Origin of the sequence: Streptomyces durhamensis (genome assembly GCF_000725475.1) — a bacterium.
GTDB lineage: Bacteria > Actinomycetota > Actinomycetes > Streptomycetales > Streptomycetaceae > Streptomyces > Streptomyces filipinensis.
In genome coordinates this window covers 71,055-87,366 of the sequence record NZ_JNXR01000004.1, presented here as the reverse complement: position 1 = coordinate 87,366, position 16,312 = coordinate 71,055, and the positions used below count along the sequence as shown (strand labels likewise).

The window sequence follows — 16,312 nt, the reverse complement described above, 5'->3', positions numbered from 1 at the left end:
CGGGTGCGCGGTTCCGTGGTCGCCCTCATGCGGGGAGCCAGCGCCGGACGCAGGCGATGAGGTCATGGGTGTCCACCGGTTTCGTGACGTAGTCGCTGGCGCCGGAGGCGAGGCTCTTCTCCCGGTCGCCCTGCATCGCCTTGGCGGTCACGGCGATGACCGGCAGGTCGGCGTACTGCGGCATCCTGCGGATCTCGGCCGTGGCCGTGTACCCGTCCATCTCGGGCATCATCACGTCCATCAGCACGAGTTCGACGTCCGGGTTGTTCACCAGCGTCTCGATGCCCTTGCGGCCGTTGTCGGCGTGCAGGACGCGGAAGCCGTGCAGTTCGAGGATGCCGCTGAGCGCGAACAGGTTCCGCGCGTCGTCGTCGACGACGAGGACGGTACGGCCGCGGGTGTGCTCGTCGGCGAAGTCCGCCGCCGCGCGCTGCGGTTCCTCGGTGCGGACCAGGGTGAACACCTCGCCGGGCTCCTCGGCCGACAGGTGCAGGGCGATCCGCTCCCGCAGCTCGTCCAGGCTGGACAGGTACTCCAGCGAGCCGCCGGGCTCCTCGGCCGGGTGCTCGGCGCGGTGGGAGCTGTGCACGAGCACGGGGACACCGGCGAGAGCCGAGTCGCCGCGCAGTGCCTCGAGGAATCGGGCCGACTCCCCGTCCGGCAGGCCCAGGTCCACGACGACGCAGTGGCAGGGCTCGGCGGCGAGGGCGCCGGCCGCCTCCTGGGCGCCGACCGCGGTGATGATGTCGACGGGTGTGCCGGCGCCCTCGGCGTGAAGGTGCTGAAGGTCGCCGACCACGCTCTCCGCGACGAGCGTCAGCAGGCCGCGCGGTCGTTCCTCCACGACGAGCAGCCGGCGCGGGCGCTGGCTGTTCGCACTGACGAGCGGCGCAGCGGCCGTGAGTTCGTCCCCGGCCGCCCCGTCCGCTCGCTCCGGTTCGGCCGCCTTCGGCGCGGTGCGTCCGCTGCGCAGGAGCGCGTCGAAGTCGGGCCGGGCGACGGGCAGGAAGAGCGTGAAGGTGCTGCCCTTGCCGGGTGTGCTGTCGACGGCGACGGCGCCGCCGAGCAGGTGGGCGATCTCCCGGGTGATGGACAGACCGAGCCCGGTGCCGCCGTACTTGCGGCTCGTGGTGCCGTCCGCCTGCTGGAACGCGCCGAAGATGGTCTCCAGTTGCTGTTCCGGGATACCGATACCGGTGTCCTTCACCCGGAAGGCGACGACCGCGCCGCCGCGCACCACACCCTCGGGCACCTCGTCGTCGGCAGCGGGCTCCACGCGCAGTTCGACACCGCCCTGTTCGGTGAACTTCACCGCGTTGGACAGCAGGTTGCGCAGGATCTGCCGCAGCCGGGAGTCGTCGGTCAGCAGGTCGGCGGGTGCGCCGGCGGCCGTGGTGACGGTGAACTCCAGGCTCCTTTGCGCGGTCATGGGCCGGAAGGTGGCCTCGACGTACTCGATCAGCTGCTTCAGCGGCACCCGCTCCGGGGTGACGTCCATCTTGCCGGCCTCGACCTTGGACAGGTCGAGGATGTCGTTGATCAGCTGGAGCAGGTCCGAGCCCGCCGAGTGGATGATGCCCGCGTACTCCACCTGCTTCGGGGTGAGGTTGCGCGAGGGGTTCTGGGCGAGCAGCTGGGCGAGGATGAGCAGGCTGTTGAGCGGGGTGCGCAGCTCGTGGCTCATGTTGGCCAGGAACTCGGACTTGTACTTGGAGGCGAGCGACAACTGCTGGGCGCGTGTCTCCAGTTCCTGCCGCGCCTGCTCGATCTGCAGGTTCTTCGCCTCGATGTCCCGGTTCTGCTCGGCCAGCAGCGAGGCCTTCTCCTCCAGTTCGGCGTTGGACTGCTGCAGTTCCTCCTGCCGGGCCTGCAACTCGGCGGAGCGCGACTGCAGTTCACTGGTCAGACGCTGCGACTCCTGGAGGAGTTCGTCGGTGCGGGCGTTGGCGACGATCGTGTTGACGTTGACGCCGATGGTGTCCACGAGCTGCTGCAGGAAGTCCCGCTGGGTCGCGGTGAACCGGGTGACGGACGCCAGCTCGATGACCCCGAGCAGCTGCTCCTCGAACACGATGGGCAGCAGCAGCAGTGCGGTGGGTTCGATCCGTCCGAGTCCGGAGGAGATGGTGACGTAGCCGGGTGGCAGCTCGTCCACGACGATGGTACGGCGGCTGCGCGCGGCCTGACCGACGAGGGAGCGGCCGAAGGGGATACGGACGGGCCGTGTGTCCTCCTCGGGGCGGCCGTAGGAGCCGACGAGCCGCAGCTCGGGTCCCGACGCGCCGTCCTCGGCGAGGTAGAAGGCGCCGTACTGGGCCAGGACCAGGGGTGCCAGCTCGTCCATGATGAGTTCGGCGACGACGGGCAGGTCGCGGTGGCCCTGCATGAGGCCGGAGATCCGGGCGAGGTTGGTCTTGAGCCAGTCCTGTTCCTGGTTGGCCCGAGTGGTCTCGCGCAGCGACTCCACCATGGAGTTGATGTTGTCCTTGAGGTCGGCGACCTCCCCGGAGGCGTCGACGGTGATGGACCGGGTCAGGTCGCCCTCGGCGACGGCGCTGGCCACGTCGGCGATGGCGCGGACCTGCCGGGTGAGGTTCCCGGCGAGTTCGTTGACGTTCTCGGTGAGGCGCTTCCAGGTGCCGGACACGCCTTCCACCTCGGCCTGACCGCCGAGCCGGCCCTCGGTGCCGACCTCGCGGGCCACCCGGGTCACCTCGTCGGCGAAGGCGGAGAGCTGGTCGACCATCGTGTTGATGGTGGTCTTCAGTTCGAGGATCTCGCCGCGCGCGTCGACGTCGATCTTCTTCGACAGGTCGCCCTTGGCCACGGCCGTCGTCACCAGCGCGATGTTGCGCACCTGGCCGGTGAGGTTGTTGGCCATGGAGTTGACGTTGTCGGTCAGGTCCTTCCAGATACCGGCCACGTTGGGCACATGCGCCTGGCCGCCGAGCCGGCCCTCGGTACCGACCTCGCGGGCCACCCGGGTCACCTCGTCCGCGAACGCCGACAGGGTGTCGACCATGGTGTTGATGACGTCGGCGAGGGCGGCGACCTCGCCCTTGGCCTCGACGGTGATCTTCTGCGAGAGGTCGCCCTTGGCGACGGCGGTGGCGACCTGGGCGATGGAGCGGACCTGGCCGGTGAGGTTGGAGGCCATCACGTTGACATTGTCGGTGAGGTCCTTCCAGGTCCCGGCGACCCCGCGGGCCTGTGCCTGGCCGCCGAGCCGGCCCTCGGTACCGACCTCGCGGGCCACCCGGGTCACCTCGTCCGCGAACGCCGAGAGCTGGTCGACCATCGTGTTGATGGTGTTCTTCAGCTGAAGGATCTCGCCGCGCGCGTCCACCGTGATCTTCTGCGACAGATCGCCCTGCGCCACCGCGGTGGCCACCTGAGCCACGTTGCGCACCTGGGCCGTCAGGTTCCCGGCCATGAAGTTCACCGAGTCCGTCAGGTCCCGCCAGGTGCCCTTGACGCCCTTGACGTCCGCCTGGCCGCCGAGCCGGCCCTCGGTGCCCACCTCGCGGGCCACCCGGGTCACCTCGTCCGCAAAGGCCGAAAGCTGGTCCACCATCGTGTTGATGGTCGACTTCAGCTGAAGGATCTCGCCGCGCGCGTCCACCGTGATCTTCTGCGACAGGTCACCCTGTGCGACGGCCGTCGTCACCTGGGCGACATTGCGCACCTGGGCGGTGAGATTCCCGGCCATGAAGTTGACCGAGTCCGTCAGGTCGCGCCAGACACCGGCGACGCCGGGAACCTGCGCCTGGCCGCCGAGCCGGCCCTCGGTGCCCACCTCGCGGGCCACCCGGGTCACCTCGTCCGCAAAGGCCGAAAGCTGATCGACCATCGTGTTGACGGTCTCCTTCAGCTGAAGGATCTCGCCGCGTGCGTCGACGTCGATCTTCTGGGACAGGTCGCCCTTGGCCACGGCCGTGGCGACCTGGGCGATGTCCCGGACCTGAGTGGTGAGGTTGCCCGCCATCGCGTTGACGGAGTCGGTCAGATCGGCCCAGGTACCGGAGACTCCCGGTACCCGCGCCTGGCCGCCGAGGGTGCCCTCGGTGCCCACCTCGCGGGCCACCCGGGTGACTTCGGAGGTGAACACCGACAACTGGTCGACCATGCCGTTGAAGACGGTGGCGATGTCCCCCATGAGCCCGGTGGAGTCGTCCGGCAACCGGGTGCCGAAGTCTCCGTCCCGCACCGCGGTCAACCCCGCGAGCAGTCTTCTCAGTTCCTCGTCCCCCGGGACCGCGTCGGTCGTCCCGGTAGCCTTGCCGGCCATGCGCACCCTCGTTCCGCTCCCCAAGAGCCCTCGCGCGGAGGACTCGGAACCATTGCCGGGCACACGGCCTGACCCGGCGACTGGCATGTGCATTTCCGCAGTTCACGGAAGTACTCGATGAGAAAATACGCCGCAGGTTAACCCACCTTCGGCAGCACGGACAAAGCACTCGGCCAACCTGCAGCGATCTTGAAATTCACCTGGGGCAAGCAGGATTGAGACCGGACGGGCGGGGTACCCGAAGGAGTTTGGCCAAGGGCCCGCCGAAGGCGATGTGCTCGGCGGACAGCGGGATCAGCGGATCGCCGGCACGGCGCGGCGCTGCCAGGTCAGCCGCTTCAGGTCCCCGTCGTCCAGCACGCAGCCAGTCCGGCAAGGGTTCCCGAATCGGTGACGACGGCCCGGTGGGGCAGCCGCCCGGAAAGCTCCCGTCGGGGGCCCGGCCCGCGAGGACATGGCGGTATGACGAGGCCGCGGCGCCCCCGGTCGGTCGGCGCGGCCCGCACGGACCGGTTCAGGGCACGCCCCTCAGCTCCGGCGCGGAGTCCTCCTCGCGGAAGACGCGCACCTCCGCAAGAGGGCGCACGATCCGCCCGCCGGGACGCCGGACGCTCGTCGCGTCCCGCACGACGGCGCGTACCGGAGCCCCGTCCGCCGCCGCGTCGCACAGCCCGCCCAGCAGCCGCAACGCGCCCGCGCCCGGCGGAACGGGGCTGCGGCCGAGGGGCGGTGGACCGGGCGTCGGCGCACGCCATGAGGGCGGGGGCCGCCTCGCCGCGCGCCTGCACGAACCACGGCGCCTCCGGCCCGCCGTCGAGGGCGCCGACCAGCGGGGCGACCTCCACCGCCGGCACGCCGAAGACCTGCTCCGCCCCCGGGCCCGCAGCCGGGCGGCGACCATCTCGGCCAGGCCCACCACGCCGACCTCCGCACACCCGCACGCCTGTCCGGGCGCCGGGTGGCCACGCGCCGGTCCCGGCAAGCGGACGACGGCACCGGGTACGCCGTCCAGCCGTGCCGTTTCGGGCGAGCGGAGCGAGGGCACCCGTGCCACGCTCAACAGAGCAGCACCCGTGCGACCGGCCGCGCAACCAGCCGGCCCGCAGGGCCCTTCGTGGCGCCGTTCCCGACGTACTACGCCGCCAGGCGCCGTCCGGGCCCGCAGTCGGCGGACCGGCGGCTGCCGGGCGGCGAGACGACGGCGCAGCTGCGCCGGGCGTGGTGGCCGAGGAGGGATGAGCGAGGAGGTACGGCGATGAGCGAGGGCACCGAGGTCCACGGAAATCTGCTGTACGGCCCACTGCCGGACGTGGCCGGCGCCTCCGGCTACCCGGACGCCCCGCCGCGGATGGGCTTCTTCACGGACACGTCCGTGTGCATCGGCTGCAAGGCGTGCGAGGTGGCCTGCAAGGAGTGGAACGCCATCCCGGAGGACGGTCTCGAACTGACCGGTATGTCCTACGACAACACGCAGAGCCTCGGCGCCGACACCTGGCGGCACGTGGCCTTCATCGAGCAGCGCAAACCGTTCGGCGGGCAGGAGCCCGGGGTGGCGCACGAGGACGTCGACGTGTTCGCCGCCGCAGGGCGCCTCGGCACCGACGCGGCCTCCCCCGGTCCCGGCGCCACCGCCCCCCCGCCCGGCCCGGCCCCCGAGGGCGCGCCCGCCGGGCAGATCTCGCCCCTGTCGCCCGACGGCCGCACCGAGCTGCGCTGGCTGATGGCCTCGGACGTGTGCAAGCACTGCACGCACGCCGCCTGCCTGGACGTCTGCCCGACCGGGGCGCTGTTCCGCACCGAGTTCGGCACGGTCGTCGTCCAGGAGGACGTCTGCAACGGCTGCGGCTACTGCGTGCCCGCCTGCCCGTACGGCGTCATCGACCAGCGCAAGGACGACGGCCGGGTGTGGAAGTGCACGCTGTGCTACGACCGGCTCGGCGTCGGCATGGAGCCCGCCTGCGCCAAGTCCTGCCCCACGGACTCCATCCAGTTCGGCCCGCTGGAGGAACTGCGCGAGCGGGCCCGGGACCGGGTGGCGCAGCTGCGCGCGGCCGGCGTGGCCGACGCCCGGCTGTACGGCGAGAACCCCGAGGACGGGGTCGGCGGCGACGGGGCGTTCTTCCTGCTGCTGGACGACCCGGAGGTCTACGGCCTGCCCCCGGACCCGGTGGTCACCACCCGGGACCTGCCCGACATGTGGCGGCACGCGGCCCTGGCCGCCGCCTCCCTGGCCGCCCTCGCCCTCGGCGGTTTCGTGCGGAGGCCGCGATGAGCGAGTCGGACGTCACGCGCCACGGCGTCCAGGGCACGCGGCCCGGCCGGGAGGCGCCGACAGGCACGCGCGCGGGTCACCGTCGGCGGCGGCGCGGGCGGGGCGAGCAGCCCATGGTGCCGGACGCCACGTTCTCGTCGTACTACGGCAAGCCGGTGCTGAACAAGCCGACGTGGAAGCCCCTGGACATCGCGGGCTATCTCTACCTGGGCGGCCTGGCCGGGGCTTCCTCGCTGCTCGCGGCCGGAGGCCAGGTCACCGGCCGGCCGGGGCTCGCGGCACCGGCGAAGCTCGGGGCGGCCGGGGCGATCTCGCTCTCGCTGGCCGCGCTGGTGCACGACCTGGGCCGCCCGGCCCGCTTCCTGAACATGCTGCGGGTCCTCAAGCCGACCTCCCCGATGAGCGTGGGCTCATGGCTGCTGGCGGGGTACGCGCCGCTGACGCTGACCGCGGCGGCCACCGAGGTGGCGGGCCGCTGGCGGCCGCTGGGTTCGGCCGCGACGGCGGCTTCCGCCGTGCTCGGGCCAGCGGTGGCGACGTACACCGCGGTGCTGCTCTCGGACACGGCGGTGCCCGCCTGGCACGAGGGCTACCGGGAACTGCCGTTCGTCTTCGCGGGCTCCGCGGCCACCGCCGCTTCCGGTCTGGCCCTGGCCGCGGCTCCGGCCGCCGAGGCGGGCCCCGCCCGTCGGACGGCCGTCCTCGGGGCCGCCCTGGAACTGGGTGCGTTCCGGACGATGAAGCGGCGCATGGGCCTGGCCGCCGAGCCCTTCGACCGGGGCAGGCCGCACCTGTTGCTGCGGGCGGCGGAGCTCCTGACGGCGGGCGGCGCGGCCCTCGCCCTGTTCGGCGGACGGGACCGGCGGCTCGCCCTGGCGTCCGGGGCCGCCCTGCTGACCGGCTCGGCGGCGCTGCGCTTCGGCGTGTTCCACGCAGGGGTGGCGTCCGCCGAGGACCCGAAGTACACGGTCGTACCGCAGCGGGAACGGCTCGCCACGCGCGGGCGTTGAAGCTACTCGGCGCCGAGCCGGGCCGCCAGGTCCGGCAGCGAGGTGGCGGTCAGGTCGGCGGGGCGGGCCACCGAGGGGTAGGGGTGCGATGTCCGGCGCAGCCAGGCGGTGGTCAGGCCGGCGCGGCCGGCGCCGTCGACGTCCCAGGGGTGCACGGAGACCAGCAGGGCCTCGTCGGCGGCCACTCCCACGGTGTCCAGGGCGTACGCGTAGGTCTCCCGCGCGGGCTTCCAGCGGCCGGGGCCCGCCACGTCCAGGTGGGTGGTGAAGCAGTCGGCCAGTCCGGCCCGGTCCAGCACGGCACGGGTGGTGTCGGCCGAGCCGTTCGTCAGGGTGGCCAGTCGGTATCCGGCCGCGTGCAGGGCGCGTACACCTCGGGGCACGTCCGGGTGCAGGGGCAGTTCGGGCAGCCCGGCGAGGACGTACGCCGCGGCCTGTTCCGGGTCGCCGGCGCCCTCTTCGGCGGCCGCCAGCGCCCGCAGTCCTTCCCCGGCGACGGCCGCGAAGGAGGCGTGGCCGCCGGCCAGGGTGAGGGCCACGCCGTCGCGCAGCACGCCGGCGAACCAGGCGGTGAGAAGATGCCCGGGCACACCGACGCGCTCCAGGCGGGCGGCGAGCGGAGCCATGTCGGTGAGTGTCTCGTTCACGTCGAACAGCACGACGTAGGGGCGGCGGACAGCGGGCAAGGGGGGTCACCTCCGGGCGCGGGGAGGGCGAGCGCCTGGGCCTCGCGTTCCTCCCGGATACCCGGGACTGCCCGACGGGCTCGCGACGGCGGTGCCAACCGGACATTACCGGCACCAGGTGGGGGGCCGTGCGCCGACACACCAGCGGCGGGGCCTCCCGGCTCCCCGGCGCCTCTGTTTGGCCCCGTCCGACGGGGGTACTCCGCGGCCCACCAGGGAGAGATGCAGTGGCCGCGCGGGTGCGGGAAAATCAGGAGACCGAGCGGGAGGAGTGGCCGTGGGCGTACGCACCTGGATCGACTCCTGGCCGGTCTACCGCCAGCTGACGGGCACGGACCCGCTGGGCCGCGGCTCCGCGGCCAAGAGCGGGCGCAGTGAGCGGCTGCAGCCCCGGGTGGCCACCGCCGACCGGGTGGTGAAGTCCGTCTGCCCGTACTGCGCGGTGGGCTGTGGCCAGAACGTGTACGTCCAGGACGAGAAGGTCACCCAGATCGAGGGTGACCCGGACTCCCCCGTCTCGCGCGGCAGGCTGTGCCCCAAGGGTGCGGCGAGCCTGCAGCTGACGACCGGGGACGCCCGCGAGCACCACGTCCTCTACCGGCGCCCGTACGGCACCGGGTGGGAGCGGCTGGACCTCGACACGGCGATGGACATGATCGCCGACCGGGTGATCGAGGCGCGCCGGGCCGGCTGGGAGTGGGAGGTCGACGAGACCCGCACCCGGCGCACGCTCGGCATCGCGAGCCTCGGCGGGGCCACGCTCGACAACGAAGAGAACTACCTGATCAAGAAGTTGTTCACGGCGCTCGGAGCGATCCAGATCGAGAACCAGGCGCGTGTTTGACACTCCTCCACCGTTCCCAGTCTGGGAACCTCGTTCGGACGCGGCGGCGCGACCACCTTCCAGCAGGACCTGCAGAACGCGGACTGCATCGTCATCGAGGGCTCGAACATGGCCGAGTGCCATCCGGTCGGGTTCCAGTGGGTGATGGAGGCCAAGGCGCGGGGTGCGAAGGTGATCCATGTCGACCCGCGGTTCACCCGCACCAGCGCCCTCGCCGACGTGCACGTGCCGCTGCGCGCGGGGACGGACATCGCGTTCCTCGGCGGGATCGTCCACTACGTTCTGGAGCACGAGAAGTACTTCCGGGACTACGTCGTGGCGTACAGCAACGCCCCGGTGATCCTGCGGGAGGACTTCCGCGACACCGAGGACCTGGCGGGTGTCTTCTCCGGTCTCGATGCCGACAGCCGTTCCTACGACAACAGCAGCTGGCAGTACGAGGGCACCGAGATCCAGGCGGCGTCCGGGGAGCGCGACCAGGAGTACGAGGAGCGCACCGGCGGCGGCAGTTCGGTGACCGAGGCGGCACGCGGCGAGGCACACGGCTCCGGCGGCGCGGTGATCGGCGAGGGCGAACCGGAGCGGGACGAGACGCTCACCCATCCGCGCTGTGTCTTCCAGGTGCTCAAGCGCCACTACGCCCGCTACACCCCGGAGATGGTCGAGCAGGTCTGCGGCGTGCCGCAGGACCTGTTCCGGCAGGTGTGCGAGCTGGTCACGGAGAACTCCGGGCGTGAGCGGACCACGGCCTTCGCCTACGCGGTCGGCTGGACGCAGCACACGGTCGGGGTGCAGTACATCCGCGGGGCGGCCGTGCTGCAGACCCTGCTCGGCAACATCGGCCGGCCGGGCGGCGGCATTCTGGCCCTGCGCGGGCACGCCTCGATCCAGGGCTCCACGGACATCCCGACGCTGTTCAACCTGCTGCCGGGCTACATCCCGATGCCGCACGCCCACCAGGACCAGGACCTGAACGCCTTCGTCGAGGCGGAGGCGGCGCACAAGGGTTACTGGGGCAACATGCGCTCGTACCTGGTGAGTCTGCTCAAGGCGTACTGGGGTGAGGCGGCGACCGAGGAGAACGACTTCTGCTTCGACTACCTGCCCCGGCTCACCGGCTCCCACTCGGCGTACGAGACGGCCATGGCCCAGCGGGAGGGCACCTGCAAGGGCTATTTCCTGTACGGCGAGAACCCGGCGGTGGGCAACGCCAACTCCAAGCTGATGCGGCTCGGCATGGCGAACCTGGACTGGCTGGTGGTCCGTGACTTCTCGCTGATCGAGTCGGCCACCTGGTGGAAGGACGGCCCGGAGATCGAGACCGGGGAGCTGCGCACCGAGGACATCCGCACGGAGGTGTTCTTCCTGCCGGCCGCCGCGCACACCGAGAAGGACGGCAGCTTCACCAACACCCAGCGGCTGCTGCAGTGGCACCACCAGGCGGTCGAGCCGCCCGGCGAGGCGCGCAGCGACCTGTGGTTCACCTACCACCTGGGGCGGATCATCCGGGAGAAGCTCGCCGGGTCCACCGACGAGATGGACCGGCCGCTGCTCGACCTGACCTGGGACTACCCGACGAAGGGCGGCATCGCCGAACCGGAGGCCGAGGCGGTCCTCGCCGAGATCAACGGCCAGGACGCCGAGGGCGGCCCGCTGTCCTCCTACGAGGAGCTGAAACCCGACGGCTCCACCGCCTGCGGCTGCTGGATCTACTGCGGGGTCTACGCCGACGGCGTCAACCAGGCGGCCCGCCGCAAGCCCGGCGGGGAGCAGGACTGGGTGGCCGCCGAGTGGGCGTGGGCCTGGCCCGCCAACCGGCGGATCCTGTACAACCGTGCCTCCGCCGATCCGGGGGGCAGGCCGTGGAGCGAGCGGAAGGCGCTGGTGTGGTGGGACCCGGCGAAGGGCGAGTGGACCGGGCACGACGTGCCCGACTTCAAGAAGGACAAGGCGCCCGATCACGAGCCGCCGAAGGACGCCACCGGCCCGGAGGCGCTGTCCGGCACGGACCCGTTCATCATGCAGGCCGACGGCAAGGCCTGGCTGTATGTGCCGTCCGGGCTCACCGACGGCCCGCTGCCGGCCCACTACGAGCCGCAGGACTCGCCGTTCCCGAACCTGCTCTACGACCAACAGCGCAACCCGGTGCGGCACTTGATGCCCACGGTCCGCGACAACCGCTACCAGCCGAGCGGTGACGAGCCCGGTTCCCAGGTGTTCCCGTACGTGGCCACCACCTACCGGCTGACCGAGCACCACACGGCGGGCGGCATGTCCCGCTGGCAGCCGTATCTGGCCGAGCTGCAGCCGGAGTTCTTCTGCGAGGTCTCCCCGGAGCTCGCGGCCGAGCGGGGCCTGGAGCACACCGGGTGGGCGACGATCGTCAGCGCCCGCGGGGTGATCGAGGCGCGGGTGCTGGTGACGGACCGGATGGCGCCGCTGACGGTACAGGGACGGCGACTGCACCAGGTGGGCCTGCCGTACCACTGGGGTCCCAACGGCTACAGCACCGGCGACGCGGCCAACGAGCTGCTGCATCTGTCGCTGGATCCGAACACGCACATCCAGGAGTCGAAGGCGTTCGCCGTGGACATCCGCCCGGGCCGCCGGCCGCGCGGCCCGGCGTCCGTGGAGCTGGTGCGGGCCTACCGGGCGCGGGCGGGCATCGACGACCACACCGGAACGGAGCCGTGAGGGCCCCTACCGGAGGACGATCGAGTGCGCGCCGCGGGGCACCAGCTCGCCCACCACCGGTGCTCCGGGCACCTCACCGGCCACGAGCAGCCCGCCGGAGGTCTGGGCGTCCGCCAGCAGCAGCCGGGTGTCTGCGTCGGTGCTCCCGAAGTCGGTGTGCGGGGCGACCCATTCGAGGTTGCGCCGGGTGCCGCCGCTGACGTATCCGTCCCGGACGGCCTCCCGCGCCCCGTCCAGATAGGGGACGGCGGCGGTGTCGACCACGGCGGTCACGCCGGAGGCGCGGGCCAGCTTGTGCAGGTGGCCGAGGAGACCGAACCCGGTGACGTCGGTGGCACAGGTGGCCCCGGCCGCGAGGGCGGCCTGCGCGGCGTCCCGGTTGAGCGCCGTCATGGTGGCGACGGCCTGCTCGAACCGCTCGCCGGTGGCCTTGTGCCGGTTGTTCAGGACGCCCACGCCCAGCGGCTTGGTCAGCGACAGCGGCAGCCCGGGCCGGCCGGCGTCGTTGCGCAGCAGCCGCTCGGGGTCGGCGAGGCCGGTGACGGCCATGCCGTACTTCGGTTCCGGGTCGTCGACGCTGTGCCCGCCGCCGACATGGCAGCCGGCCTCGGTGGCGATGTCCAGTCCGCCGCGCAGCACCTCGCGGGCCAGCGCGAAGGGGAGCCGGTCACGCGGCCAGGCCAGCAGGTTCACGGCGAGCACCGGCCGGCCGCCCATCGCGTACACGTCGGACAGCGCGTTCGCGGCGGCGATGCGCCCCCAGTCGTACGGGTCGTCCACGACCGGGGTGAAGAAGTCCGCCGTGCAGACGACCGCCGTCCCGCGGTGCGTGACCACGGCGGCGTCGTCACCGGTGGCGAGCCCGACGAGCAGCGGGGTGTCGCCGCCGGTGAGCGGGGGGGCGGTCAGCCCGGCGACCACCTCCTCCAGCTCTCCGGGCGGGATCTTGCAGGCGCATCCGCCGCCGTGCGCGTACTGCGTGAGCCGGACGGGCGCCTGGCCGGTCGGTGGGGATGTCGATGTCATACCGGCGGTCTCCTGGGGCAGTAGCCTGGCGAGCGGTGGAGGCGTGTGGGTGCCTGGTGGCCCTCCCGGTCTTCAAAACCGAGGGGTCCGAGGATCTCGGGCCGGCGGGTTCGATTCCCGTCCGCCTCCGTCCACCGCGTCCGCGCGGCAGCGCCGGCGCTGGTCGTCGACGCGTTCGGTGTGCCCCCGGCCGTCCAGGAACTCCAGCAGCGGTACGGCCACCCGACGGGTGGTGTCCAGCGCGCGCCGGGCCTCGCTGAGCGTGAACGGCTGGGGCAGGGCGCGCAGTACGGCGGCGGCCTCGGCGTCGGCGCCGGGCAGCAGCACGATCCCGTCGGCGATCCGCAGCAGCGCTCCGGCGGTGACGGCGGCGGCCAACGCCTTGCGGTCCAGGCCGAGTTCGGCGAGCCGTCCGGCCTCGGGGGCATGGAACGGCGTCCGGGCGAGGTCGTCGCGTACCGCGTCCACGGCGGCCTGGACGGGCGGGGGAAGGGCGGGGCGCAGGCTGTCGGAGGGGTACAACCGGCCGCCGCGGGCCTGGAGCCGGGGGGTCGCTGCGGCCAGCGCGTCGACCAGGGCGCGGTCGGGCAGGCCGAGCAGCCGGCGGGCCGCCTCGGCGGGCAGGCCGGGTTCCAGCGGGTGGGCGCGGGCGTGCCGGCCGGCCTCGGCGGCCAGCCGGTCCCGCAGAGCGTTCCAGTACGTCGGGTCGGCCAGCCAGTCCCCGGCGGCGTGGGCGGGGACGCGCGCCTCACCGGTCCCCGTGCCGGCGGTGTCAACCGGGTCCTGCCCCTCAAGCGCGGAAGGCGGCGGGACGCCCATCGCCCGCAGGTCGGCGCGCCGGATCAGTTTGCGGCGGCGCAGTTCGGCGGTGCCGTCGGGGCGGCCGGTCATGCTCGCGAGCTCCGCCGCGCGGGCCCGGCCGGCCCCGCGCCGGGTCAGCCGGGGCGGACGTACGTCGAGGACCGTGGCGCCGCGGGGTGTGCGGCTGCCGCCGGGTTCGCGCAGCACGGCGCGGTCGCCGACGCGCAGGGGCAGTCCCCGGGCGAGGGTGAGGCGGGCGGTGTCCTCGCCGAGCGGGCGCACCGTCACCGGTACGGCGGCGGTGCCGATGTGCACGGTGACGGAACGGGGCAGGTCGGCGACCGGCTCACCGGTGACCCGGACGTCGATCACCTCGCTGCTCAGCCAGCGGTCCGGGGTCAGCAGCACGTGTCCGCGGCGCAGGATGCCGTCCCCCTGGCCGTGCACGTTGACCGCGACGCGGGCCACCCCGCTGACCTCCGCCCGCTCCTCGTGCAGGCTCTGCAGCCCGCGTACCCGCAGCACGGCGGTGCCGTCCCCGGTGACCAGGCGGTCGCCGACGCGCAGGGTGCCGGCGCCGAGCGTGCCGGTCACCACGGTGCCGTGCCCGCGCACGGTGAAGGCCCGGTCGAGCCACAGACGTACGTCGGCGTCGGGGTCGGGGTCCGTCAACTCGTCCGCCATTCGCGCCAGTTCACCGCGCAGCTCGTCCAGTCCCCGACCGGTGACCGCGCTCACCGCGACCGCGGGCACCTTGCCGAGGGAGGTCGCGGCCAGCCGCTCGACGGCGTCGCAGCGCACGGCTTTTGGGTCCGCGAGGTCGCTGCGGGTCACCGCGAGGACGGCGTGCCGGACGCCGAGCGCGTCGAGGATCGCCAGGTGCTCCTGCGACTGCGGCTGCCAGCCCTGGTCGGCGGCGACCACGAACAGCACGGCGGGCACCGGTCCGACTCCGGCCAGCATGGTGGGCACGAAGCGTTCGTGCCCGGGGACGTCGACGAAGGCGAGGTGGTCGCCCTCCGGGCCGAGCCGGGTCCATACGAAGCCCAGGTCGAGGGTGAGGCCCCGGCGGCGTTCCTCCTCGTAGCGGTCGGGCTCCATGCCGGTCAGGGCCCGCACCAGGGCGGACTTGCCGTGGTCGACATGGCCGGCGGTGGCGAGCACGCGCATCATGCCCGTCCCTTCCCGGCCGGCCCGGCCGCGCGCACGGCTTCGGCCAGCCGCGCGTCGTCCTGCTCGGGCACGGCCCGCAGGTCCAGCAGGCAGCGGCCCGCCTCCAGGCGTCCGACGACCGGGGTGCGGCCGGTGCGCAAGGCGGCGGCGTACGGCTCGGGCAGCGAGAGGGCCGCGCTGGGCAGGGTGACCCCGGGTGCTCCTCCGCCGCCGACGGTGGCACGGGAGTCGACGGCCCGTACGTCGAGGCCGTCGGCGGCGAGGGTTCCGGCGAGTCGGTCGGCGCGGGCGCGCAGGCGGACCGGGTCGGCGGTGAGGGCGAGGGCCGTCGGGGTGGGCGGTCCGGTGAGGGTGGCCTCCAGCGCTGCCAGGGTCAGCTTGTCGACACGCAGGGCACGGGCCAGCGGGTGCCGGGCGAGGGCGCGGACCAGGTCCTGGTCGCCGAGCAGCAGTCCGCACTGGGGTCCGCCGAGCAGTTTGTCGCCGCTCGCGGTGACGAGGGCGGCGCCCGCGCGGAGCTGCGTGTCGGCGTCGGGTTCCTCGGGCAGCACCGGGTGCGGGGCGAGCAGTCCGGAGCCGATGTCGACGACGACCGGCACGCCCAGACCGGTGAGCTCGGCGGTCTCGGCGGAGCGGGTGAAGCCGGTGATGCGGAAGTTGGACGGATGCACCTTGAGCACGAACCCGGTGTCGGGGCCGAGCACGGCGGCGTAGTCGGCGGCGGTCGTGCGGTTGGTCGTACCGACCTCGCGGAGCCGGGCGCCGGTCGTGACGAGCAGGTCGGGCAGGCGGAAGCCGTCCCCGATCTCCACCATCTCGCCACGGCTGACCACGATCTCCTTGCCGGCCGCGAGGGCGGTGGCGGCGAGCACCAGCGCGGCGGCGCCGTTGTTGACGACGTGCGCCGCGCCCGCGGCCGGCACCCGGTCCCGCAGGGCGGCGAGGGCGGAGCGGCCGCGGCGGGCTCGTACGCCGGTGGCGAGGTCCAGTTCGACGTCCGTGGGCCCGGCGGCCTCCTGGACGGCCTGCCGGGCGGCGGCGGACAGCGGGGCCCGGCCGAGGTTGGTGTGCAGCAGCACCCCGGTGGCGTTGAGCACCGGGCGCAGGCCGCTCGCGGTCCCGGGCAGCAGGGCGAGGGCGGTCTGCAGCACCTGCTCGGGCGGGATGCCTCCCTCACGGGCGCGCTGCTGTGCCTCGCGTACGGCGGTCTTGACCACGCCGGCGCCGAGCCGGTCCACGGCCGGGGACAGCCGGGGGTCGCACAGCAGGTGGTCGGTGCGTGGGATGGCGCGGCGGGCGTCGGCGGCGTCCGGCACCGGTACGGCCGGGCCGTCGTGCGGTCGCGCGGACCCGGAGCGGGGCCGGGCCGCGCCGCTCGGCTGGTCCGCCGCTCTCGCCGTCCGCTGCTCCATGCCGCCGCCGTCCCTCCGGTCCGGCCCGGGCCCGTCCGGGCTGCGCCCATCGTCTCCCAGTGCCCCGGACCGGCCGTTCGACACGCCGGGGCACGGGGGTGGCGCC

At 73.4% G+C, this 16,312-nt stretch carries 8 protein-coding genes, 1 tRNA gene and 1 pseudogene; 4 read left to right on the top strand and 6 right to left on the bottom strand.

All coding sequences use genetic code 11. From position 1 onward, the window contains the following. Window positions 1-25 precede the first annotated feature (25 nt). Both IO33_RS0106380 and IO33_RS50280 read right to left on the bottom strand, forming a co-directional pair. The gene (locus IO33_RS0106380) at window positions 26-4,288 is read right to left on the bottom strand and encodes a HAMP domain-containing protein (protein ID WP_031161173.1); all 4,263 of its coding nucleotides are present in this window, start codon (window positions 4,286-4,288) and stop codon (window positions 26-28) included. A 514-nt stretch (window positions 4,289-4,802) separates the two neighbouring features. Next, window positions 4,803-4,976, bottom strand: a complete 174-nt coding sequence (locus tag IO33_RS50280; protein ID WP_157857808.1) for a hypothetical protein — start codon at window positions 4,974-4,976, stop codon at window positions 4,803-4,805. Window positions 4,977-5,543: 567 nt separating this feature from the next. Between IO33_RS50280 and IO33_RS0106370 the strand changes: the two genes are divergently transcribed. Further along, complete coding sequence (locus IO33_RS0106370; RefSeq protein ID WP_031161171.1) at window positions 5,544-6,560, top strand: 4Fe-4S dicluster domain-containing protein; 1,017 nt, start codon at window positions 5,544-5,546, stop codon at window positions 6,558-6,560. Beyond that, window positions 6,557-7,570 (top strand): NrfD/PsrC family molybdoenzyme membrane anchor subunit, encoded by a 1,014-nt coding sequence (nrfD, locus tag IO33_RS0106365; RefSeq protein WP_209438817.1) that lies wholly within the window; start codon window positions 6,557-6,559, stop codon window positions 7,568-7,570. Before IO33_RS0106370 ends, nrfD begins: the two co-directional genes overlap by 4 nt. A gap of 2 nt (window positions 7,571-7,572) precedes the next feature. Here nrfD and IO33_RS0106360 read toward each other — a convergent pair whose 3' ends face one another. Continuing rightward, the gene (locus IO33_RS0106360; RefSeq protein WP_031161167.1) at window positions 7,573-8,256 is read right to left on the bottom strand and encodes a haloacid dehalogenase type II; all 684 of its coding nucleotides are present in this window, start codon (window positions 8,254-8,256) and stop codon (window positions 7,573-7,575) included. A 277-nt stretch (window positions 8,257-8,533) separates the two neighbouring features. Between IO33_RS0106360 and fdh the strand changes: the two genes are divergently transcribed. Then, window positions 8,534-11,794, top strand: coding sequence for a formate dehydrogenase (gene fdh, locus IO33_RS0106350; protein WP_157857807.1), 3,261 nt, complete (start codon window positions 8,534-8,536; stop codon window positions 11,792-11,794). A 6-nt stretch (window positions 11,795-11,800) separates the two neighbouring features. Here the strand turns inward: fdh and selD are convergent, their stop codons facing one another. Beyond that, the gene (gene selD, locus IO33_RS0106345; protein WP_031161162.1) at window positions 11,801-12,820 is read right to left on the bottom strand and encodes a selenide, water dikinase SelD; all 1,020 of its coding nucleotides are present in this window, start codon (window positions 12,818-12,820) and stop codon (window positions 11,801-11,803) included. 37 nt (window positions 12,821-12,857) lie between these two features. On the opposite strand from selD, the gene IO33_RS0106340 reads away from it, so the two are divergent. Continuing rightward, window positions 12,858-12,954, top strand: a tRNA-Sec gene (locus IO33_RS0106340). Window positions 12,955-12,985: 31 nt separating this feature from the next. Here IO33_RS0106340 and selB read toward each other — a convergent pair. Together selB and selA are read right to left on the bottom strand one after the other, a co-directional pair. Continuing rightward, window positions 12,986-14,791, bottom strand: a pseudogene (gene selB / locus IO33_RS46585) (selenocysteine-specific translation elongation factor); the annotation flags it as partial. After that, entirely contained in the window at window positions 14,791-16,206 is a 1,416-nt protein-coding gene (gene selA, locus IO33_RS0106335; protein WP_031161160.1) for an L-seryl-tRNA(Sec) selenium transferase, read from the bottom strand. The pseudogene selB and the gene selA, both read right to left, overlap by 1 nt. Between the last annotated feature and the right edge of the window lie 106 nt (window positions 16,207-16,312).